The organism is Antrihabitans stalactiti (genome assembly GCF_012932915.1).
Taxonomy (GTDB): Bacteria; Actinomycetota; Actinomycetes; order Mycobacteriales; family Mycobacteriaceae; genus Antrihabitans; species Antrihabitans stalactiti.
In genome coordinates, this window is the sequence record NZ_VCQU01000005.1 from 192,160 (window position 1) to 211,838 (window position 19,679).

The 19,679-nt window shown below is 62.5% G+C and carries 22 protein-coding genes and 1 pseudogene; 10 read left to right on the forward strand and 13 right to left on the reverse strand.

Going from position 1 to position 19,679, the window contains the following annotated elements; all coding sequences use genetic code 11:
* Positions 1 to 7: 7 nt before the first annotated feature.
* From FGL95_RS15980 to FGL95_RS32380, 4 genes and pseudogenes are all read right to left on the reverse strand, one after another.
* On the reverse strand, positions 8 to 892 hold the full coding sequence (locus tag FGL95_RS15980) for a glycosyltransferase (protein ID WP_169588540.1): 885 nt from the start codon (positions 890 to 892) through the stop codon (positions 8 to 10).
* Positions 893 to 952: 60 nt separating this feature from the next.
* The gene (locus FGL95_RS15985) at positions 953 to 1,849 is read right to left on the reverse strand and encodes a glycosyltransferase family 2 protein (RefSeq protein ID WP_169588542.1); all 897 of its coding nucleotides are present in this window, start codon (positions 1,847 to 1,849) and stop codon (positions 953 to 955) included.
* Between the two features lie 95 nt (positions 1,850 to 1,944).
* The gene (locus FGL95_RS15990; protein WP_206071942.1) at positions 1,945 to 2,757 is read right to left on the reverse strand and encodes a class I SAM-dependent methyltransferase; all 813 of its coding nucleotides are present in this window, start codon (positions 2,755 to 2,757) and stop codon (positions 1,945 to 1,947) included.
* A gap of 466 nt (positions 2,758 to 3,223) precedes the next feature.
* Positions 3,224 to 3,813, reverse strand: a pseudogene (locus FGL95_RS32380) (transposase); the annotation flags it as partial.
* Between the two features lie 164 nt (positions 3,814 to 3,977).
* Between FGL95_RS32380 and FGL95_RS16000 the strand changes: the two are divergent.
* The 4 genes from FGL95_RS16000 (at position 3,978) to FGL95_RS16015 (ending at position 6,854) form a co-directional block, all read left to right on the forward strand.
* On the forward strand, positions 3,978 to 4,250 hold the full coding sequence (locus FGL95_RS16000) for an alpha/beta hydrolase (protein WP_169588547.1): 273 nt from the start codon (positions 3,978 to 3,980) through the stop codon (positions 4,248 to 4,250).
* Positions 4,251 to 4,254: 4 nt separating this feature from the next.
* A complete protein-coding gene (locus FGL95_RS16005; RefSeq protein WP_169588549.1) occupies positions 4,255 to 4,644 on the forward strand; it encodes a cold-shock protein in 390 nt (129 codons plus the stop codon).
* 90 nt (positions 4,645 to 4,734) lie between these two features.
* Positions 4,735 to 5,964, forward strand: a complete 1,230-nt coding sequence (locus tag FGL95_RS16010) for a lipase family protein (RefSeq protein WP_169588551.1) — start codon at positions 4,735 to 4,737, stop codon at positions 5,962 to 5,964.
* A 164-nt stretch (positions 5,965 to 6,128) separates the two neighbouring features.
* Positions 6,129 to 6,854, forward strand: a complete 726-nt coding sequence (locus tag FGL95_RS16015; RefSeq protein ID WP_338079884.1) for a M23 family metallopeptidase — start codon at positions 6,129 to 6,131, stop codon at positions 6,852 to 6,854.
* A gap of 3 nt (positions 6,855 to 6,857) precedes the next feature.
* Here FGL95_RS16015 and FGL95_RS16020 read toward each other — a convergent pair whose 3' ends face one another.
* Positions 6,858 to 7,259, reverse strand: coding sequence for a hypothetical protein (locus FGL95_RS16020; RefSeq protein ID WP_169588554.1), 402 nt, complete (start codon positions 7,257 to 7,259; stop codon positions 6,858 to 6,860).
* A gap of 91 nt (positions 7,260 to 7,350) precedes the next feature.
* Here FGL95_RS16020 and FGL95_RS16025 point away from each other — a divergent pair, with 91 nt between their 5' ends.
* Positions 7,351 to 8,106, forward strand: a complete 756-nt coding sequence (locus tag FGL95_RS16025; RefSeq protein WP_169588555.1) for an SDR family oxidoreductase — start codon at positions 7,351 to 7,353, stop codon at positions 8,104 to 8,106.
* A 4-nt stretch (positions 8,107 to 8,110) separates the two neighbouring features.
* On the opposite strand, the gene FGL95_RS16030 is transcribed toward FGL95_RS16025, so the two are convergent.
* Positions 8,111 to 8,662 carry a hypothetical protein gene (locus tag FGL95_RS16030; RefSeq protein ID WP_169588557.1) on the reverse strand — a complete coding sequence of 184 codons (552 nt, stop codon included), beginning with the start codon at positions 8,660 to 8,662 and terminating at the stop codon, positions 8,111 to 8,113.
* Between the two features lie 61 nt (positions 8,663 to 8,723).
* On the opposite strand from FGL95_RS16030, the gene FGL95_RS16035 reads away from it, so the two are divergent.
* The gene (locus tag FGL95_RS16035) at positions 8,724 to 9,764 is read left to right on the forward strand and encodes an LLM class F420-dependent oxidoreductase (RefSeq protein ID WP_169588559.1); all 1,041 of its coding nucleotides are present in this window, start codon (positions 8,724 to 8,726) and stop codon (positions 9,762 to 9,764) included.
* Here FGL95_RS16035 and FGL95_RS16040 read toward each other — a convergent pair whose 3' ends face one another.
* The 4 genes from FGL95_RS16040 to FGL95_RS16055 form a co-directional block, all read right to left on the reverse strand.
* Positions 9,765 to 10,043, reverse strand: coding sequence for a hypothetical protein (locus FGL95_RS16040; protein WP_240963057.1), 279 nt, complete (start codon positions 10,041 to 10,043; stop codon positions 9,765 to 9,767).
* A 161-nt stretch (positions 10,044 to 10,204) separates the two neighbouring features.
* Complete coding sequence (locus tag FGL95_RS16045; RefSeq protein ID WP_169588561.1) at positions 10,205 to 10,531, reverse strand: cupin domain-containing protein; 327 nt, start codon at positions 10,529 to 10,531, stop codon at positions 10,205 to 10,207.
* 24 nt (positions 10,532 to 10,555) lie between these two features.
* A complete protein-coding gene (locus FGL95_RS16050) occupies positions 10,556 to 11,047 on the reverse strand; it encodes a dihydrofolate reductase (protein ID WP_169588563.1) in 492 nt (163 codons plus the stop codon).
* Positions 11,037 to 11,795 (reverse strand): thymidylate synthase, encoded by a 759-nt coding sequence (locus FGL95_RS16055; protein WP_169589101.1) that lies wholly within the window; start codon positions 11,793 to 11,795, stop codon positions 11,037 to 11,039. The genes FGL95_RS16050 and FGL95_RS16055 overlap by 11 nt, the downstream gene beginning before the upstream one ends.
* Positions 11,796 to 11,978: 183 nt before the next feature.
* On the opposite strand from FGL95_RS16055, the gene FGL95_RS16060 reads away from it, so the two are divergent.
* The 4 genes from FGL95_RS16060 (at position 11,979) to FGL95_RS16075 (ending at position 15,269) form a co-directional block, all read left to right on the forward strand.
* Positions 11,979 to 12,851 carry a DUF559 domain-containing protein gene (locus FGL95_RS16060; protein ID WP_169588565.1) on the forward strand — a complete coding sequence of 291 codons (873 nt, stop codon included), beginning with the start codon at positions 11,979 to 11,981 and terminating at the stop codon, positions 12,849 to 12,851.
* Between the two features lie 67 nt (positions 12,852 to 12,918).
* A complete protein-coding gene (cobF, locus tag FGL95_RS16065) occupies positions 12,919 to 13,647 on the forward strand; it encodes a precorrin-6A synthase (deacetylating) (RefSeq protein ID WP_169588567.1) in 729 nt (242 codons plus the stop codon).
* 9 nt (positions 13,648 to 13,656) lie between these two features.
* Positions 13,657 to 14,526 carry an Fpg/Nei family DNA glycosylase gene (locus FGL95_RS16070; protein ID WP_169588569.1) on the forward strand — a complete coding sequence of 290 codons (870 nt, stop codon included), beginning with the start codon at positions 13,657 to 13,659 and terminating at the stop codon, positions 14,524 to 14,526.
* 125 nt (positions 14,527 to 14,651) lie between these two features.
* Complete coding sequence (locus FGL95_RS16075) at positions 14,652 to 15,269, forward strand: LppP/LprE family lipoprotein (protein WP_169588571.1); 618 nt, start codon at positions 14,652 to 14,654, stop codon at positions 15,267 to 15,269.
* 3 nt (positions 15,270 to 15,272) lie between these two features.
* Here FGL95_RS16075 and FGL95_RS16080 read toward each other — a convergent pair whose 3' ends face one another.
* From FGL95_RS16080 to pdxR, 3 genes are read right to left on the reverse strand one after another with little or no spacing between them, the layout of a single operon-like run.
* On the reverse strand, positions 15,273 to 16,745 hold the full coding sequence (locus tag FGL95_RS16080) for a carboxylesterase/lipase family protein (RefSeq protein ID WP_169588573.1): 1,473 nt from the start codon (positions 16,743 to 16,745) through the stop codon (positions 15,273 to 15,275).
* Positions 16,742 to 18,259 carry a carboxylesterase/lipase family protein gene (locus FGL95_RS16085; RefSeq protein WP_169588575.1) on the reverse strand — a complete coding sequence of 506 codons (1,518 nt, stop codon included), beginning with the start codon at positions 18,257 to 18,259 and terminating at the stop codon, positions 16,742 to 16,744. Before FGL95_RS16085 ends, FGL95_RS16080 begins: the two co-directional genes overlap by 4 nt.
* On the reverse strand, positions 18,256 to 19,647 hold the full coding sequence (gene pdxR / locus FGL95_RS16090) for a MocR-like pyridoxine biosynthesis transcription factor PdxR (protein ID WP_169588577.1): 1,392 nt from the start codon (positions 19,645 to 19,647) through the stop codon (positions 18,256 to 18,258). Before pdxR ends, FGL95_RS16085 begins: the two co-directional genes overlap by 4 nt.
* Positions 19,648 to 19,679 lie beyond the last annotated feature (32 nt).

A 19,679-nucleotide genomic window follows, 5' to 3' on the forward strand; every position in this document is an offset into this window, starting at 1 on the left:
TGCGCGGCTAAAGAAAGTAGATCCGATGCCTTATGCTTCCTTTGATTCGCCCGGCTGCGAATGCGGCGTAGTAGACCCACTGGCCGGTCGACATTCGCGTGATGAACGTGGGAATTAGTGGGTTTCGGACGATGAGTGCAATGAAGAAGACCGCCAATAACAGCGGCTTCGTTCGCCGCAATCCGTACACACGGTAGTCCCGATACAAGCGGGGGCCTGCTTCCCCGTATGCAAATGCTTGTTGCCATGTGCCACTGTATGAGTCACGCAATCGGATCGCGATCAGTGCATCAGGCGCGTGGCCGAGCGTAAGGCCAGCGAGCTGCAGTCGCCACGAGAAATCGACGTCTTCGCCAGCTTTCAGCGTTTCATCAAACCCGCCGACCTTGTCGAACGCCTTGCGCCAAATCCCGAAATTTCCCGAAAGCCCGAACGGCAGGAACCCGGTTTCTTCCTGTTTGTCTCGTGGGCCGACTTTCCGCCAGGTCGCCACCTTTGGGCTGTTTAGCGTAGTGACTTCGACGGGACCGCTGACCGAGTCGTAGATGTTTCCGGCGGAGACGAGAGCATTCAGCCATTGAGTATGCACGCGGTCGTCGGCGTCGCAAAATGCGAGAAACTCGCCGCGCGCCGCTGCCGCGCCGGCATTTCGAGCGAATGGTGCGCCCCGAACTGCGCACGAGTCGATACAACGCAAATTCAGTTTCGTGCGCAACGGGTGTTGCTCGATGTGGGTCGCGAGTCCATCCGTCGACCCGTTGTCACTCACGATCACCTCGAATATTCCAGCGTAGTCCTGTTCGGCAAGTCCCGACAACTGAACATCGATCGTGGTTTTGGCGTTGTACGCCGGGATGATTACCGATACGAGTTGTGGCGGGCTGCTATTCACAAGTCGGTCCTCCTGGAGACCATTTGGACTGTTTCTTTGTTTCGAATTCAATCCGCGTATTCAAATGTAGAAGACGCGGTAAGCGAGACTTCCCTGCGCCCTACCGAATAAGGTATAGAGATGCCAAAACCATTGACCGCGTGGGAGTCTGGTAATGAATTCCGGAATCAGCGGATTTCGGATAATGATAAGTACAACGAGCAGCGCGAGATACCAGAGCGGTCGGCCCGCCATGCAGGTGTCGCGAAATTCGGAATATAGCTGAACCTCTCCGCGCCCGTAATTTAATGCTTGGCGGCGCAGCGCTGCATGGTCATCTCGCAATCGATATTGCACGACCGCTGCTGGACACCATCCGAGCGAAAAGCCAGCGAGCTGCAGTCGCCAGCAAAGCGCCATGTCTTCCAGGGCGAACAGGTAGGTTTCGTCCCAGCCGTCAACTTTGTCGAATGTCTCTCGCCAGATTCCCATGTTGCCACCTCCGCCCCATGGATATGTTGCGTTGGCTGACCGCGGTTGTTTGGTGATGTCGGCGGGCGATCGCCAGGACAGTGCCTCCGGACTGCTCAATGACGCCTGATCCAGTCCGCCGTTGACCGCGTCGAAATCCTGTCCGGCGGTGACAAGCAAGGTCAGCCATGAAGGAGTCACCTTGTCGTCGGCATCGCAGAATGCTATGAATTCGCCGCGCGATTTCGCGACGCCGATGTTTCTCGCATGACTGACACCCCGAGAGCCGGAGGCGTCAACCCACCGCAACATGAGTTGCTCGCGGAGTGGATGCGAGTCCAAATGTTCACGCAGTCCATCCGTGGAGCCGTTGTCGGCGACTACAATTTCGTACCGCCCGGTGTAGTCCTGTTCGGCAAGGGCTTCGAGTTGGATATCGATAAGATCGCGAACGTTCAGTGCTGCGATAACCACGGTCACCATTGCGGGCTTTGGCCTCATCGACATCTTTGCAACTCTCGGTGCTGTCTGCTGGCGAACGTCTTGAACACTGCTGCGCGTCGCACGCTATTGAGTCTTTTGCCTCGCGAATTTGTCATTGGTCAGCGAATCTTCTGAAGGTAAAGCGACGCTGGCTCGCCGTGTGGGGTCAAACTCGGACACACAACTCGCAATCGGTCGTGGTAGTTGTGCTGCAAGTAATTCAGCGCGCCGATGATTTTCCATGCGTGGTTGCTCGTGAGAAATGCCTCGAGGAGGTATTGCTCATTCCAGAGGCGGACTTCGTCGACGACCCATCGCTGGGGGTAGTCCCTTGGCGAGAAGATATCGTGAATGTGAACTATGACTCCCACCGGTAACGAAGGCAAGAGCTCGAGGTACTCGAATAGGACATCGCCCTGAGGCCGAAGGATATGGGATGAATCGATGAAAAGAATGTCGCCTGGTTGCAGCGCCTCGAAAGTCGCCATTGGTACGACTTCGACTGTCTTTCGTATCACCGTGACGCCGGTTGTTTCGAGCCATGGAACCTCATAGGGCTCTATACATATGTAATTGCATTGGTAGCTCGGATCTAATTCTCGATTCTTCCGAACCGCTTTCAACCCGATCAAGGTCGAGCTGCCGCTACCAATTTCGACGATCGTCCTTGGCTGATGGTGACGGATCATGTTGTAAAAGTATTCGGCATCGCCGCTGAAGAACATGTCGTTGTCCAGATGAAATTCCAGATCGGATGTCTTTGACCGCGGCAGGTTTTTTACTTCCTCGCCAAAGTGAAGGAGATCGAGAATTCGCAGCTGTTCGTCAGTATTCATGTCGAATCCGGGAAGGTTGCGTTCCTCGTCCAATGAATGGCGCAATTTTCTGGGATCGAAGAGTGGCTCGTAGTAATGATTGATGATGGGGAACACGCCGATCCTTCGCAGGACCCGTCTGCAGAGTGGCAACCTGGTGACTCCGACTGCGCGGACGAATCCCAGCACGCCCGCTGCCAAGACTGTGGCGGGTGCCAGGGCAATATCCATCAGTCTCAGGACTCGAGGCCCGAAATTGAGTCGCAAGAATATCAAACTGAGTTCTCCTTAACCGATCCGAATTTGCCACCCCGACGTTGGTCGATGAGTTCGGTCCCCATTCGGCGCCGACCCGATCTGGGACCCGCCAGTCACCGTTGTCGACCGGCCAAAGAGTACTCGATACGCGCGCCGTCGACGAGAGGTCCGCGGAATCTCTAGCATCGATCTTCCACAATTCTGACGTGGTGTCCTGATCGGGTTCGCATTGGTTGTGTGGCCGTCGGCCGCGCGTAGGTCAATTCGGGCTACCCGACGTGGCCGGGTGTACGCCGGACTCCACGGTTCCAAGACCCGGCTGTGATCATTTCGGTGAACGGCGCGTGTACGGAGAGTTGAGGTGGATGCAGCGGGCGTGTGCGGCGATGCGGCCGGCGATCGACCACAGGCGCAGTCGGAGTCGTTTGGGTTCCAATCGCCGCGCCGGATCGGTGTGTACGCCAGCATCTGAGTCCAGGCGAGCCAGCTCACTTGCAAGTTGCACGATGGCCATCAAGATCCCGGTTCTGGTCAAAGCACTGCAACGGGACGTTCTGCAGCCCAGAGTCTTTCGCGTTGTGGATCCGGTCCTCTCAATGGGCGCAGCGTCGGTCCCGCAATTCGAGATCGGTAGTTGGCCACGGCTGGTGTTGGTGACGACGCGGTCAACCGCAACCCGTCGGTATCGGTGAACCGCAACTGCGCGCCGGGATGGGGCCGTTCCGTCCTGACGATCACCCGCATCCCGGGCGGCCAGCACGAGAGGTCGAGTAGTCCGGTGAGTTCGGCAACCGAGGTGCCGTCGCGGACCTATCGTCGGCGTCGTAGGCCGGAGTCCACGCATCGGCCGGGATCAGGACGAGTTTCTCGACCCATGGTGTCGGTGAGTCCGAACCCGACCGAATATTCCAGCCTCGCTATCGAGGCGCCAGGGCGCTATCGAGGCGTCGGCTCGTTCAGCGGTTGTGCACGCACGAGTGATCCCCCGGGGCAGGCGTATATCGCCACCACGATCGCCGATTTCTTCGGCAATCCACTAAACATGTGGGGCCTGCCGAACGACCCGAAATGGGTCGACAATGGCCCCTTATGTCAACGCTGAGAAATTGCGCGGACTCGCGCTCTACATCACCAGCAACAGCGGCCTACCGGGCGAGCACGACACCCTGGAATCGTCGTTCGTCAAGAACGACCCGATCACCCTCGGGTACACGTTGCGCAGGGCGGCCCGATCGAAGCTTTGGTCGACAATTGCAAACGTGAATTTGCGTCCATTCGGCACCCATAGCTGGGGCTACTGGCAGGACGATCTTCACCAATCGTGGCCCATGTTCGACGCGGCGCTACGCTGACAACATGGCGGTTACGGGACGCGTAGTCCGGTTCGACGACACGCGTGGTTATGGATTCGTTGCCCCGGATTCGGGCGGTGAAGACGTGTTCCTGCACGCCAACGATCTCGCCGTTGACAAGCATCTGATTGCTCCCGGCGTTCTCGTCGAATTCGAAATCGGCAGAGGCGACAAAGGCCTCAAAGCGATGTCGGTGCGGCTTGCTGAACCGGCGCATGCGGCGAAGGTGAAGGTCGAAGAAAAGCGGCCGGACCTGCTGACTCGTGACGAGTTTCTCCGTGAGACGACGGAGGCCTTGATTGCCGCGGCGCCGTCGGTTACGGGCGAACAAATCGTCGCGATAAGGAATCGATTTGCCGTTGTTGCGAGGTCGCACGGCTGGATCGATAACTAGTCTTGCGGTCTGATTTGTGACCGAAATGTGTACTGGCGCGCGTTCGCGCGATTGGAAAGCGGATCAGTTCGCGGTTATCCTTGCCGCACTATGGGCAGGCTTACAGATTTGTGCACACGCTCCTCGATCGCGGCGGCTATCGCCGCGATTGTCGTCGTAGGCGGTCTGAGCGGAGCTCGCGCCGACGCCGCGCCAATTTATCCCATTCCTGACCCGGATCCGTTCTACGCCGCGCCCGCCGACATCGGGGCGAAGGCGCCGGGCGACGTTCTCGAGGTCCGGCCGATGCCGAACCTGCTGTTCTTTCCGGGTACCAGCATCACCCAGGTGAAATTTCGTTCCACGAACTCCGAGGGCAATCCGATCGCGGCCACGACGCTGCTGATGCTGCCGGACCGTCGAGGCCCGAATCCGCCGCTGCTGTCCTACCAGCACATCATCAACGGGCTGTCGCCGCAGTGTGCGCCATCGCGGGTGCTGTATTCGAGCGACCCCGACCTCGTTGTCAAAGAGGCGCCCGCGCTGAACGTCGCTTTGCAGAAGGGCTGGGCGGTCGCGCTGCCCGATCACCTCGGCCCGACGGCGGCATATGGCGCCGCCAAGCTCGGCGGAATGATCACCCTCGACGCCATTCGCGCGATCACCCACGTTCCTGCGCTCGGCCTGCAGAACAGTCCGATCGGGATGGCCGGCTACTCAGGCGGCGGCATGGCTACCGCGTGGGCAGCCGCTCTCGCGCCGACCTATGCACCGGAGCTGAACATTGCCGGCGTTGCGGCAGGCGGTGTGCCGATGAATCTCACAAAAATGGCGCGCGTGCTCGGCGATCAACCGCACCCCGTATTCGGTCTGGCGCTCGCCGCCGCCATCGGCTTGGAGCGCGAATATCCGGATCGATTCCCGATCAGCGCGCAAATGAATGCCCGCGGCCTCGCTATCCGTGATGCGATGGCAAATGGCTGCACGAACGCGATTCTGTTCAACGGTGCCGGTCACAGCGTCCCGGAGTTGGCCGCATCGATGTCGTTGGCGTCGAATCCGAAAGCATGGGAAGTCGGTGACGAGAACAGCTTGGAGCTGTTCGCCGGAGTCCCCAAAGCGCCCATTTTCGAATGGCATGCGCCGAGTGATGCATTGATTCCCGTCGACTCGATCATCAACACGATCAATCGCTATTGCGCGTCCGGCGCCACCGTCGAGTCGGAGCTGTTTCCAAGCCCCGATCACCTCACGACGGCCGTGTTGGGCACGCCCACTGCGATGAACTACCTCGACGACAGGTTCCGTGGAGTGCCTGCGCCGAGCAACTGCCCTCGGTAGGGACCTTTGGGTGTCGAGGTTGCGGAACGATCACAGGGTTGTATTCTTCTTCTCGACCTATATCGGTTCGTTACCAACGTCCGGCCGACATCGAGGACAGAGCTTTGGCGCAACACCGCAACAGCACGAAGTCCGTTTCGCATCTGATCTTGTCGAGTGAGGCTGTGACCAGCGCTTATGTGGGTCGCGGTCGCCATCGGGCAGAGCCGTACGGTCTCGATCGCGGTAAGGCCGCCGCAACGGTCGCGGTCGCTGCCGGAGCCTTGTTGGCGACTGGATATCAGATCGGTAACCCCGCTGTCGCCGATGCTGCGCCGTCCTCGGACGTCCAGCCCCAGCCGATCTTCCCGATAGCGAATCCGTTCGAAATCCCGCAGCTGCAAATGCCGCAACTGCCGGTCGAGATCCAGAACGGCATCGACGAGATCAACAAATTCGGTGACAACGTCGCGACGCAGCTCGGCCTCCGCGGTGCACCCGGCCAGGCCGCCGTCCGTCCGACCGGCGGAATGATCACGTCCGGCTACGGCGCCCGGTGGGGTGCGATGCACTACGGCGTCGACTTCGCCAGCCCGATAGGCACGCCGATCGCTTCCGTGACGAACGGGACCGTGATCGAGGCAGGCCCCGCGTCCGGCTTCGGACTCTGGATTCGCGTCAAGCAAGACGACGGCACGACCGCCGTGTACGGCCACGTCAACGACATCCTGACGACGGTTGGCAAGCGCGTGAATGCAGGCGAAACCATCGCGACGGTCGGTAACCGTGGCAACTCGACCGGCCCCCACCTGCACTTGGAAATCTGGGATCAAGGCGGGCGCAAGGTCGACCCCGCGAGCTGGTTGATCCAGCACGGGGTCAGCCTCGGCCTGGGCGCTGCAAACGCCTGAACCCTATTCCGGCCAGTCGCCGCGGTCGGGCGGTAGCTCGCCGAATCGGGTGGCAGGCTTGGCCAGCGTCAGCGTCGCCAGTTGGCTGCCTTTGATGGTTAGCTTGTCGGAATCCGGATACGGACCGTTCTGCGCGCGCACCGACTCGGGCCGCACTTCGATCAGTTGTACTCGGCGCCAACGTCTTTTGTCGGGCGAGTAGAACCACCATTTCTCCATGAGGCTTGCGAGCCCGCGATCGATCACGGTCGCTACGGCGGTGTCCGAATCGTTCGACTGCGCCAGCTGGCCGCCGAACACCGTCAGGGGCCGCCATTCGATGGCGCCCTCTGCATGAACCGGCTCGATGTATCCGACCAACTCATTGTCGGAACGTCTGTGGACCGGCCGTCTCCCCGCCGTCATTTCTGCAACCTTTCGCTTGTCTGTGAGCCACAAGCATCCGTTCGGGCGGGGCGAAATCTCAACCGATTTTCTGCGCCGCTAGTGTCGCGGGATGAGCGCAGTTCGACGAAACATCCTGATCACAGGCGCCAGCTCCGGACTCGGCGAAGGTATGGCCCGGCTGTATGCGGCGCAGGGGCGCAACCTGGCGCTGTGCGCTCGCCGCGAAGATCGTCTGGAAGCGTTGGCGACCGAATTGCGGCAGCAGCACCCCGACATCACGGTCGTGGTGCACACGCTCGACGTCAACGACCACGACGCCGTCTTCCGGGTGTTCGACGAGGCTGATTCCGAGCTGGGCGGCCTCGACCGCGTCATCGCCAATGCCGGGCTCGGCAAAGGGCAGCCGATCGGCACAGGCAGGTTCGATGCGAATCGCCAGACTGCCGAGACGAATTTCATTGCCCTGCTCGCCCAATGCGAGGCAGCAATGACGCTGTTTCGTGGCCGCAATGCCGGCCACCTCGTTGTCGTTGCGTCGGTCGCGAGCGTCCGCGGTGCGCGCGGAAACATCACGACCTACGCTGCGTCGAAAGCCGCAGCGGCACATCTCGCCGAGGGAATTCGGCTCGACGTCATGAACACGCCCATCAAGGTGACGACGCTGATGCCCGGCTATATCGAATCGGAGATGACGGCGAAGTCGGGCAAGACGCCGATGTTGGCAAGCGCGGACAAAGGTCACCGCGCCATGGTTTCGGCGATCGAAAAGGAACCCGCCGAGGCCTTCGTGCCATGGTGGCCGTGGACTGCGATGGCGACGGTCATGCGGTTCGCGCCATTGCCGCTATTGCGAAAGTTCGGATAGCGACTCAGTAGGTCGGCGCCTCGAGGTGCCAGTGTTCCTTGAGCGGTTGCGCGATAGCTGCCGGGACCGCGGCGGGTAATCCCTTGGCTCGCGCGATGTCGAATACGGCCTTCAGTTGCTCACGGGTGCGGTGTTCGTAAGGGTTGGCCCACGAACTCGTCACGGCAGGGAATTCGAGTAGCGCGAGGGTCTCGGTCGATCCTGCGAATTGCAATTCGAACAGCCATTTTTCGGCGCCGTCCGAATCGGTCGTGACGATGCGGCGAGCGTGAATTCCGGAAATGCGGTCCCAGGCGATTCGGCTTCGCCGCCACGGCGTGCGGACCGAGACCGCGTCGTCATCGAGAATGATCCCGTCCTGGCTGAGCAGCCATCCTGCGATGGCGCCGCCGAGGAGCAAACCGATCGCAAGGGCCGTGAACAGTCGGTTCCAGCCGAACGGCGCAATGATCGCGATGAAGCCGACCGCGAATCCGACAATGCCTGCGGAAACGTAGAGCGCGATCCGGCGGCTGCTGACCAGGCCGACACGGACCGTCGGCGTTTCGTTATCCACGCGACAGAGCGTAGAGGGTCCGGGGCGCTTGTTGCATTGCGACGGGGTATACGGTGTAAAGATGCGCATCGGACTGGGTATCAATTACGCAGGTGGGTTCAAGGAAACAGCAGCGGAAGTTGCCGATCTAGAGCGAGCGGGGCTGGACATCGTCTTCCTCGCGGAGGCGTACTCATTTGATGCGGTGAGTGGCCTCGGCTACCTCGCCGCGAAGACCGAGAAGATCGACCTGGCGTCGGGCATCCTGCAGATCTACACCCGGACTCCGTCGCTCACCGCGATGACGGCGGCCGGTTTGGACTTCGTCTCGGACGGGCGGTTCGTGCTCGGTCTCGGCGCCTCCGGACCGCAGGTCATCGAAGGGTTCCACGGCGTGCCCTACGACGCTCCGATCGGGCGAACGCGCGAAATCGTCGAGATCTGCCGTCAGGTGTGGCGGCGCGAGAAAGTGAACTACCAAGGCAAGTACTACCAGGTTCCGCTGCCCGCGGATAAGGGAACAGGGCTGGGCAAGTCGCTGAAACTGATCAATCATCCCGTCCGTGAACGGATCCCGGTTCTGCTCGCAGCGCTCGGACCGAAGAACGTCGCCCTCGCCGCCGAAATCGCCGAAGGCTGGCAGCCGATCTTCTTCCATCCGGAGAAGGCACACGAGGTGTGGGGAGACGCGATTGCCGCAGGCAAGGCGAAGCGCGATCCCGCTCTCGGGGAGCTGGAGGTCTACGCGGGGCCGGTCCTGGCAATCGGTGACGACGTCGAGCCCATGCTCGAATTCGTCAAGCCGCACCTCGCGCTGTATATCGGCGGCATGGGTGCGAAGAGCAAGAACTTCTACAACGAGCTGGCGACTCGCTACGGGTACGGCGCCGAAGCTGATCGGATTCAGGAGCTCTATCTCGCGGGTCGCAAAGACGAAGCCGCACAAGCTGTCCCGACCGAGCTGGTCCGCGCTATCTCGCTCATCGGTCCCGTGGGGTTTGTCAAGGAGCGCATCGCCGCGTTTGCCGAGGCGGGTGCCACGACCCTCAACGTGACACCGCTCGCGTCCGACGCTGCCGCTCGGCTCAAGATGATCGAGCAGCTGCGTTCGCTGACGGACTGATCAGCGTGTTCCACCACACATCCCAGCGCTGCGCAAGCTCGGCGTGGGCATGCTCGGACAGTCCGTAGGTGGTGAGCACCAGCTGCCAACCACCTTGTGGCCGTTGGGAATTGATTGGTGCCGAATCGGCTTGGTAGCGTGCACTTTCCGCTGGAGGAACTTTATCCAGCCTTCGGTGATGTCGTCGTAGAAATCATCCCACTCAGGCTTGGTTCCCTTGGGGGCGCGGGTAATTCGTACTACGGTGCCTGCGTCGGTGTCGGGGTCGACGTAGATCATGGTGATCTCCTCGTCAACGCTGGATCGCGCAGTGCCTGCCACACGACTTCGGGGGCGGCGGCGACGGTGACCTCGATGACGACGTCGTTCGGTTCGGTCGCGTGCGAAGCCCTTCCAGCAGCTCCCGTCGTAGTGGACGCAAGCTGTACGGGATCGCCCGGTTACTTCGCGACGGTCAGCAGGAAGGCGACATCTTCGAGTGCTTCGACGCTGTGCCGAGCGGTCGGGACAACCAGTAGATCGCCCGTCGACCCCTTCCAGATGTTGTCGCCGCTGACCAGCTGCAATTTGCCACTCAGCACGATCAACGTGGCTTCACCCGCGTTGTCGTGTTCGGCGAGGCTTTGCCCGGCGCTCAGGCCCACGACAGTCTGGCGGAGACTGCGGGAGTGGCCACCATAGATGGTCTGCGAGCTACGGCCGCTGGACGCGCTGCCCGCCAATTTCAATTGTTGGCGCGCAACGGCAGTCAATGACTTCTTGTCCATGATTTGCAGTATGACGCACTGGAGTCAGGTCGCACGGACGTATTTGACGAAGCGATACCGCAGTCCGCCGGTCGACGTCAGCCACGGCGCGTCGTCGCCGCTCCACTCGGGCCCGATCGCAGGAGCGAATGCGTCGCCGTCTATATCGGCATCGATCTCGGTCACCGACAAGGTGTGCGCGAATGATATTGCGGCCGTGTACAGTTCGCCGCCGCCGATCACCCAGGTTTTGTCCGGCTCTGTCAGCGCGAGGGCGTCGGCCAGGGAGCCGACCGTCTCGGCACCGTCCGCGATCCAGGTGTCCTGACGAGTGACGACGATATTTCGACGTCCGGTGAGCGGGCGAAATCGTTGTGGCAATGAGTCCCAGGTCTTGCGGCCCATCACCACCGGGTGGCCCATCGTCACGGCCTTGAAGTGGGCAATGTCTTCGGGAAGCTGCCACGGAATTGCGCCGTCGCGACCGATCACACCCGCCCGGGTCTGCGCCCAGATCAAGCTGACGTCAGACGGCAACTGGTGCCTTTATGGCGGGGTGGTGCTGGTAGCCGACGATCTGGACGTCTTCGAAGGTGTAATCGAACAGCGACGTTGCCTTGCGTAGCTCGAGCTGAGGGAACTCGTATGGATCGCGACTCAATTGTTCGTTCACCTGGTCGGTGTGGTTGTCGTACACGTGGCAATCGCCGCCCGTCCAGATGAAATCGCCTGGGGCAAGACCGGTCTGCTGCGCAACCATGTGCGTCAGCAGCGCATAACTCGCGATGTTGAACGGGACGCCGAGGAACAGGTCCGCGCTGCGTTGATACAGCTGGCAGGACAATCTGCCTTCGGCGACATAGAACTGGAAGAAGGCATGGCACGGAGCCAGAGCCATCTGGTCGATCTCGGCGACATTCCACGCCGACACGATGATCCGACGTGAATCAGGGTTGCTGGCAAGGGTTTCCAGCACTTGGGTGATTTGATCGATGTGTGCGCCGCTCGGCGTCGGCCACGAACGCCACTGCACCCCGTACACCGGACCGAGTTCACCTTCGGCATCCGCCCACTCGTCCCAGATGCTGACTCCGTTGTCGCGCAACCACTTCACATTCGACTCGCCACGCAAGAACCACAGCAACTCGTAGACGATCGACTTGAGATGAACCTTCTTCGTCGTGATGAGCGGGAACCCCTGAGACAGGTCGTACCGCAACTGGTGGCCGAAGATGCTCCGCGTCCCCGTACCCGTGCGATCCGCCTTCGGCGCCCCCTTGCTCATCACCAGGCGCAGGAGATCCTCGTACTGTGTATCGGCCACGGCCGCCAGTGTAGTTGGCGCGGTCTCACCCGCTCAGGCAGCGCTCCGTCCGCCGGGAGTGTGGGATTCCACTCGGCTGCCGAGTGGTTTTCCACGTTTTCTGGACGGTGGAACCGTTGCGGGGGCTGCGCCGTCCAATCAACCATGACTCCGAGAAGAGTGCACGCGATCATGGCAGCCCAAGACGGTGTCGTGACCCTTTCCCAAGCGGTCGGGGCGGGAATGACGGACGCTGGGGTCAGTCGACGGGTGTGCGCAGGGGAGTGGCGACGGCTGTCGACGGGCATTTACCTGCGCGCGGATCGGAATTGTGGACCTGCCGCGAAGCTCCGCGCTGCGGTGTTCAGCGCAGGTGAGGGCGCTGTGGCGTGCGGTCCGAGTGCCGCGTGGTGGCACGGTCTGATCGATCAACCACCGCGCGAGTGCTGGGTCACCATTCCTGCGCGCCGGACGGTGAAGAAGCGAGAAGGTGTAAATGTCAGACGGCGCGACCTCCTCGACCTTGACGTCGGCGTCGCGCGTGGGATTCGTGTCACGGAAGTTCCGTTAACCGTGCTCGAAGCCGCGGTCGAGCTGCCGACCGGCTCGGTGATGATGGACCGCGCACTGCAAAACGGGGTCGCGCTGGCAATGCTCGAAAAAGTGCACGAGCGCAATCTCGGACGACGCGGAAGTACGAAGGCCGCGGCTCTGCTTCGATCCGCGGGCGAGGGCGGTGCGTCAGAGGCCGAGCGGATCTTGCTGAGGCTCCTTCGCGCAGCCGGCCTAACAGGTTGGCGTCCGCACGTCAGCAGCTGCGGATACGAGATTGATGTCGCGTTCGTGCGTGCTCGCGTCGCGATCGAAGTCGACGGCTGGGCCTGGCATCGCGATGTCGAACGATTCAACCGTGACGCCGCGCGGCAGAACGTGCTGGTCAACGCGGGATGGCATGTCCTCCGGTTCACCTGGCATCAGCTCACCCACGAACCGTCCGCAGTCTTGGACGCAATCAAACTCGCGCTCGCCGGTCGGTGAAGACGTTGGAATGCACTCGGTAGCCGAGTGGAATTCCACAATCCCCAGCGGCGGATAGGCTGCCCCGATGGAGAAGCTGTGGGTGATCGGGATCGGCGCGGGTGATCCGGACCAGGTCACGGTGCAGGCGATCAAGGCGATGAATCAGGTCGATGTGTTCGTCGTGATCGGGAAGGGTGCCGAGAAACAGGAGCTCGTCGACCTGCGGACTGCAATTCTGGCCGAACATGTCGAGCGCCCATATCGCGTCGTCGAGGTAGCGGATCCGCCGAGGGAGCGTCGACCCGACGATTACGGCAGCACGGTCGACGACTGGCACGACCGACGCGCCGAGGTGCTGGGGCGGGTGTTCGATGACATCACCGGGACCGCGGGAATCTTGGTCTGGGGCGACCCATCGCTGTATGACAGCACGCTGCGCATCGTCGAAAGAGTCAGGGAAAAAGCGCAATTCGACTACGAGGTGGTCCCGGGAATCACGAGTATCCAGGCGCTTGCGGCGAGGCATCGCATCGTGTTGAACCGCATCGGCGAGCCCGTCCGCATCACCACCGGTAGGCGGTTGCACGATGAGACGGTCACCAACGCCGTCGTCATGCTGGACGGCGACTGCGCTTTCACCGAGGTGCCCGGCGACGACGTCGACATCTGGTGGGGTGCATACCTGGGGATGCCCGACGAGGTCCTCGTGTCAGGGTCGCTGCGCGACGTCGAAGGAGACATCCAGCAAGTGCGGTCCGAGCTGCGCGATCGCAAAGGTTGGATCATGGACACCTATCTGCTGCGTCGCCGCTAGCCTGGAGTCATGCCCGAACTCCCCGAGGTGCAGGCATTGGCACAGTTCCTGCAGCAGCATGCGGTGGGAGCGGTTGTCGGCCGCGTCGATATCGCCGCCCTGAGCGTGTTGAAGACGTTCGACCCGCCGATCACGGACCTGCAAGGTCGCGACGTGACTGGCACCGGTCGATGGGGCAAGCATCTTGGACTCGACTGCGACGGCATCTGGCTTGTCACGCATCTGTCGCGTGCGGGGTGGCTGCGCTGGATCGACAATCCGAACCCGGCGCCGCCGAAACCGGGCGGGAAAAGTCCGCTGGCTCTTCGGGTTCATCTGTTCACGCCCGAGGGCGCGATGCCCGCATTCGACCTGACAGAAGCCGGCACCAAGAAGCGCCTTGCGGTCTGGGTGGTGCGGAACCCCAGCGAGATTGCGAGTATCGCCAAGCTCGGACCAGATGCGTTGGCCGTCACCGAGGACGAATTTGCGACCGTGTTGAAGAAGACGTCACAACGCATCAAGTCCGCGTTGACCGACCAGATGGTGCTCGCCGGGATTGGAAACGCCTACTCCGACGAAATTTTGCACACCGCAAAGATTTCGCCGTTCGCGACGACGGGTTCCATGTCGGCGGAGAAGATTTCGACTCTCTACGACACAATGCGGACCGTTTTGCTCGATGCGGTCGAGCGCTCCGTCGGGCAGGATGCGGCTCGACTCAAGGGGGAGAAGCGATCTGGGATGCGCGTGCATGCGCGCACCGGCCTCCCGTGCCCGGTGTGTGGGGATACGGTCGCTGAGGTGTCATACGTCGAGCGATCGTTTCAGTACTGCCCGACCTGTCAGACCGGTGGCAAGGTCCTTGCAGACCGGCGGATGTCGAGACTGCTGAAGTAGCAGGGGGTGCGAGTCCGCCACCCTAGGGTGAAACCTCGCCATTGTTGCCTAACAGCGTCGACCGCAGACCGATTGTCTTCGTGTGGTGCATCGAGCACTGGCTCAGGGGAGAAGCGAGGAATCGAATGAAGAATGTGCTGCGCGCAACTGCAGTAATCATGGGGGCCGCGGCCTTGGTCGCCGGTTGCAGTACCGAAGACCGTTCGGCCGCGCCGACAACGCCTGCCGTCGCTACGACGACGAACGCAACGGTCGTCGAGACAACGGCAGATGCACCACCTGCGGTTACCCGACCGGTAGAGACGTCGACGTCTCTGCCGAAGGCCGAATCCAACATCAGCGGGAACGGTCTGTGCCTGGACCAAGACTCCTCGGGTGCTCGGGCTGCGCTCGCGACATTGCCGGGTGACGGCACGTGGAAAGTCGAGCACGTTTCGGACGCCACGATCGGAAACTGTCCAGAACTGCTCTGGCTGAGCGCAGCTGGTGGAAACTCTGCCGCAGCCCCGATTCACGTTCTGTTCTTCCACGATGGGAAGTACATGGGCACAGCAACATCGGAGCCGTACGCATTCGCGCGGGTCGCGTCGTCGAATGACGACACGGTCGCCGTCGAGTACAAATGGCTCGTCGGCAACGAGGCGTTCTGCTGTCCGGAGGGCGGTCCGGTGACAATCACCTACACCTGGAATGGGTCGAGGGTCGTGATGAACGAGCAACTGCCGAAGGAAGTTACGGGCTGACGCTCACCTTTTGTGGTGGTAGCCGATCCATGCGCGACGCCGTTCGCCGAGCGGATCATCGCGCACCTGGCTGACTTCGTCGAAGATCATGGTCTCGCGCCGGTCGAGTGAGTATGTCGGCCAAGATGATTGGGGCGAGCCGTGGCGGACGAACGACAGCCAGTGCGCGGTCATGGTGTCGGACACTGCGCGCATGGCTGATCGACCGCCCAAAAGTGTTGTGTGCCTGCCGAGTCCGTCGCCGAGTGCGCCGAAGGTTGCGAACAGGTCGGTGCCGTGCGTTGCGCTCAAGCCGATCGCGTGCAACAAACGGGGCGCGAAATCGTATCGGTAACAGTAGGTTCGGGCGTACTTGGTGTGTCCCTGCGCGCAGAGAATCGAGGGTTCCCAGAAGACGATGTCACCGCCGAGGTCGGCTGCGGCGCGACGTCGCGGATATCCGGGGTAGGAGGCCAACGCACGGGCCTTGACCGCCGGATCGGTCTCGTCGAACATCTTCTCGATGCGTTTGTGGCTGGACGGAATGATGTTGAGGAAGAGCGGAAAGAACCGCCCCTCATGTGAAGTCGACCCGATCAAGAGCGGAATCGGCGCCGCATTACCGTCGGCGAAAGCATCGATCGGATATTGGGGGAGGTAGTCGCCGTCGACGACGGGCGCGGTGATTCGCGTCCCCGGCTCCTCGTCGGCCAGCCGCTGAGTAAGTGTCTGAGTCGCGTTGGCGAGTTCCATCGGCGACGCTGTGGTCAATGCCCGGACCGCGTCTCCGTCCGGCGCGATCGATGACACGAATTGTGCGGCCCAGCCGCGAGCGCGGTCCTTGCCGTACGCCGATGCCACAGGCGAACTCGCGGCGATTGCCCGAGCGAACAGGCCGCGCGCGGCGGGCGTACACATCAACGTCGTCACCGCATTGGCTCCCGACGATTGGCCCCACACGGTCACGTTGTCGGGGTCGCCGCCGAACGCCGCGATGTTTCGCTGGATCCATTCCAGCGCCGCGACTTGGTCGCGCAGCCCGACGTTCGTTTCGAAAGTTCGCTCAGCGGTGGAGTATTCGGTGAAGTCGAGATAGCCCAGTGCGCCGAGTCGGTAATTGAATGAGACGTAGACTATGCCGCCGGTCCGGACCAGATTGTCGCCACGGTACAACGGCTCAGCGGACGACCCGGTCACGTAGGCGCCGCCGTGGATGAAGACGAGGACGGGCCGCGGCTGATCCGAGGTAGCTTGCGGCGCTAGAACGTTGATCGTCAGGCAGTCTTCGCTCGAATCGGCGACCCCGACTTGTGGCGCTTTCGGCCCGAATTCCTTTGCATCGAGCGGGCCGTCCCACGCCTTGACCGGCTGCGGACCGCGAAACCTGAGATCGCCGATCGGCGTTGCCGCGTAAGGGATTCCGCGCCATGCGCACAATCCATCGACGACTTTGCCGACGACGACACCCGACGCGATCTCGACTGCAGGACCGCTCAATTGGCAGCCTCGGCGCGGACCGATTCCACGTGATCGTTGTATTCGGTCCACGCGAGCCGACGATCGCGGTCCATGTCGGTCTCGACATGAGGAGTCGCATCGAGAATCAGCGTTTTGCGGTGGTCCGCCGTGTACTGCGGCCAGCTGCTCAGTGGCGCACCGTACTTCGCGAAACTGAGCCAATGCGACTGCACCAGCTGGGTGACTCGGCGCAGCCCGCGGCGTCCACCGGCTGCAGTGAGCGCCCGACCGGCAATGGTTTCGCCGAATCCGAAGACGGCCAACAGCTCCGAGGCATGCGTCGCGCGCAGGCGCATCCGATCGAACAACCTGGGGGAGAAGTCGTACCGATAGTTGTAGGTGGGCGCGTGCTGGCTGTGGCGTTCGGCAACGGCGAACGTCGGCCGCCAGAACATGTAGTCGCCGCCGATTCGGATGGCTGCATCGGGCGCTGGATAGCCTTGGTAGGCAGCAGCTATGCGATCGATCGGGACTCCGGCTTGCTCGAACATCGTCGCAATTCGAGCAGGTTTCGTCGGCAGTTCGTCGATGTAGCGGTCGAACAACGTTCCTTCGTCGCGATTGGTTCCGATGATCAGCGGAACACGGTGGGCGCTACCGTCCTCGTAGGCCGCAATCGGGTGCTTGGGCAAATAGTCGCCGTCGACAACGGGGACGGTGGGAACGAGGCCGGGACGTTCGCCGAACCAATGTTTGCCCACGGCGCTGAACGCCCGTCGAATGTCCTGTGCGTCGGCGTCGACGAGCAAGCGCGGCACCCCGCCGAGCTTGTCGAGAATCTGCGCGCCGAAGTCGGCTGCTGTCTGCTGATCGGTCACCAGATCGGCCATCGGACTTTCGGAGATCCCGCGATGGAACAACCCCTTCGCCGCCGGCGTCGCGAGCAACGTTGCGATGGCGGCGCCGCCGGCGGACTCGCCGAAGATCGTCACGTTGGACGGGTCGCCGCCGAACGACGCGATGTTGCGCTGCACCCATTGCAGCGCAGCTACCTGGTCTCGCAGGCCGAGGTTGGATTCGATGGGCCGGTCGGGCGTCGAAAACTGACTGAAGTCGACATACCCGAGCGCTCCCAGGCGGTAGTTCATCGAGACGACGATGACGCCGCCGCGGCGCACCAAACTCGCACCGGAATACAACTCGACCGCGGAGGTGCCGAAAACGTAGCCGCCGCCGTGGATGAAAACCATGACCGGTCGTGGTGTCGAACTGGGCTCGGCGGGGGCCGTGATGTTGAGCGTCAGGCAGTCTTCGGATTGCGGCTGGATCGTGCGCGGACCGATTTGGGAGCCGGTGCGATGCTGGATGGATGCAAAGCCGAAGCGGGTCGCGTCGATGACGCCCCGCCACGGCTGCACTGGTGCTGGTGCACGAAACCGCAGGTCTCCGACTGGCGGAGCCGCATACGGGATCGAGCGCCACCGGAGCACGTGGCGCTCGCGCGTTCCGCGGACGCGTCCGTCGGGGGTCGTTACCTCTGACAACGATGTCATATTTGGATCATAACCACTCCAGCGACGGCCTCGACGATGAGCGGGAGTGCCCGACGCAGGTCTGCGCCGGATGCGGCGGTGTAGCCGATGGCGATGCCGAAGGTCCGCGCCGGACCGCTGTGGTGCCGTTCCAGCCCGTCCAGGTGCAGGCCCGATCGCCGGCCCGCGTCGACGACCTTGATTTCGGCCTCCGCTGACGGCAATGCGACGACGATGTGCGCGCCTGCGTCGTCGCCGACGACTTCGATTCCTGCGGACCGAAAAGTGTCGACCACGAGGGTCCGGCGCTCGGCTGCCTCGCGGCGGACGCGCCGGAGGTGACGAGCCAGATCGCCGGACCGCGCAAGTTCGATCAATACCCGCTGGCCCGCCGGGCTCGGACCTACCCCGATGCGCTCGCGTCGCTCGAGGACCGCCGCGGCGACGAAGTCAGGCGCAGACATCCAGCCGACACCGAGTGCTGGGGTGAGTATCTTGCTCGTGGTCCCGAGATGGACGACGACGTCCGGTCCGATCGACGCGAGCAATGGCAATGGGGCTGTGTCGTAGCGCAGTTCGCCGTCGTAGTCGTCTTCTATGACGAGAAACCCTTCGCGCCTGGCTCTTTCGACCAGCTCGACCCGGCGCATCGCGGGCATCCGCGCGCCGAGTGGGAACTGATGCGCCGGTGTGCAATAGACCGCGCGAATGCCGCTGGGCAGCGCATCGAGGCACAGTCCGTCGGCGTCGACCGGAACCGGCACTATCGTCATGCCCGCTGCGAGCAGCGAGCCGACTGCTCGGTTGTAGCCCGGTTCCTCTACGGCAACAGCGTCGCCGCGCTGCCACAGCGATCCGGCGAGTTCGCCTGTGGCGCTGCTGGTTCCGGCCGTCGCAAGCACTACGCCCGCGGCGGCGTTGCCGACCAATCCGCGGTGGCGCAGTAGATGCTCGGCTACTGCCGCCCGGTAATCGGGAAGTCCGGCGCGCTCCGGCCGGACCTGCTGCGGTCCATCTGCCGCCGCGCGCCACGCGCGACGCCAGGCCGCGTCGTCGATGCACTCGACACACGGGGAGCCGGGGGCGAGGTCGATCAACGTGGCATCGTCGTCGCGAGGGACCGCCAGGGTCGGTTTCGGTGGGGCTGGGTGCGGCGTGGCCGTCAGGTAGGTCCCCGAACCGTGCCGGCCGACGATCCAGCCCTCGGCGAGCAACTGGTCGTATGCGGCTGAGGTGACTGTCCGGCTGACCCCCAGCCGCAGGGCCAATGCGCGCGACGAGGGCAAGCGGTCGCCGCCGAGAAGATGCCCGTTCGTCGCGGAGGACCGAAGGGCGTCGGCCACCTGCACCGCGAGCGGCGTCGCAGACTCTCGATCGACGACGATCGGCAGGTCGTGCTCGACGTCCACGGCAAGTGGCCTTTCGAATTAGGTCGTGAATG

What these genes read in the sequence shown, in the direction of transcription:
- FGL95_RS15985 (WP_169588542.1), bottom strand. Translation starts at nt 1,849, where the DNA reads ATGTCGATGAGGCCAAAGCCCGCAATGGTGACCGTGGTTATCGCAGCA.
- FGL95_RS16000 (WP_169588547.1), top strand. Translation starts at nt 3,978, where the DNA reads ATGGCCCCTTATGTCAACGCTGAGAAATTGCGCGGACTCGCGCTCTAC.
- FGL95_RS16005 (WP_169588549.1), top strand. Translation starts at nt 4,255, where the DNA reads ATGGCGGTTACGGGACGCGTAGTCCGGTTCGACGACACGCGTGGTTAT.
- FGL95_RS16010 (WP_169588551.1), top strand. Translation starts at nt 4,735, where the DNA reads ATGGGCAGGCTTACAGATTTGTGCACACGCTCCTCGATCGCGGCGGCT.
- FGL95_RS16020 (WP_169588554.1), bottom strand. Translation starts at nt 7,259, where the DNA reads ATGACGGCGGGGAGACGGCCGGTCCACAGACGTTCCGACAATGAGTTG.
- FGL95_RS16025 (WP_169588555.1), top strand. Translation starts at nt 7,351, where the DNA reads ATGAGCGCAGTTCGACGAAACATCCTGATCACAGGCGCCAGCTCCGGA.
- FGL95_RS16035 (WP_169588559.1), top strand. Translation starts at nt 8,724, where the DNA reads ATGCGCATCGGACTGGGTATCAATTACGCAGGTGGGTTCAAGGAAACA.
- FGL95_RS16040 (WP_240963057.1), bottom strand. Translation starts at nt 10,043, where the DNA reads ATGATCTACGTCGACCCCGACACCGACGCAGGCACCGTAGTACGAATT.
- FGL95_RS16045 (WP_169588561.1), bottom strand. Translation starts at nt 10,531, where the DNA reads ATGGACAAGAAGTCATTGACTGCCGTTGCGCGCCAACAATTGAAATTG.
- FGL95_RS16055 (WP_169589101.1), bottom strand. Translation starts at nt 11,795, where the DNA reads ATGAGCAAGGGGGCGCCGAAGGCGGATCGCACGGGTACGGGGACGCGG.
- FGL95_RS16060 (WP_169588565.1), top strand. Translation starts at nt 11,979, where the DNA reads ATGACTCCGAGAAGAGTGCACGCGATCATGGCAGCCCAAGACGGTGTC.
- cobF (WP_169588567.1), top strand. Translation starts at nt 12,919, where the DNA reads ATGGAGAAGCTGTGGGTGATCGGGATCGGCGCGGGTGATCCGGACCAG.
- FGL95_RS16070 (WP_169588569.1), top strand. Translation starts at nt 13,657, where the DNA reads ATGCCCGAACTCCCCGAGGTGCAGGCATTGGCACAGTTCCTGCAGCAG.
- FGL95_RS16075 (WP_169588571.1), top strand. Translation starts at nt 14,652, where the DNA reads ATGAAGAATGTGCTGCGCGCAACTGCAGTAATCATGGGGGCCGCGGCC.
- FGL95_RS16085 (WP_169588575.1), bottom strand. Translation starts at nt 18,259, where the DNA reads ATGACATCGTTGTCAGAGGTAACGACCCCCGACGGACGCGTCCGCGGA.